Origin of the sequence: Thioclava sp. UBA3469, from assembly GCF_002378135.1 — a bacterium.
In the GTDB taxonomy this organism is placed as follows: Bacteria; Pseudomonadota; Alphaproteobacteria; order Rhodobacterales; family Rhodobacteraceae; genus Thioclava; species Thioclava sediminum.
Genome location: NZ_DFRG01000050.1, coordinates 1 through 282, shown reverse-complemented (window position 1 = coordinate 282; position 282 = coordinate 1). Strand labels below are relative to the sequence as shown.

Annotated in this window: 1 protein-coding gene; it reads right to left on the bottom strand. The window is 63.1% G+C overall.

What is annotated here, in order from left to right:
* Nucleotides 1-282 (bottom strand): tRNA methyl transferase PRC-barrel domain-containing protein (locus B3D39_RS03700; protein ID WP_349678080.1); only part of this gene is annotated, 282 nt, incomplete at both ends.

Genomic DNA, 282 nt, shown 5'->3' with positions numbered 1-282 from the left:
CCAGTTGATCTCGCGCACCGGGATGGTGCGGGTGGACAGCGCCTCTTTCGGGCCGACGACCACATGGCGGGTGTCCGGATCGAGCTTCACCACGTAAAGCGGGTCTTCGAGACCGCCGATGCCGAGCCCGCGCCTCTGGCCAATCGTGTAATGGATCACGCCGCGATGCTGGCCGAGCACATTGCCCTGCATATCCACGATATCGCCGGGATCGGCAGCACCAGGCCGCAGCTTCTCGATGACGCTCGCGTAATTCCCGTTCGGCACAAAGCAGATATCCTG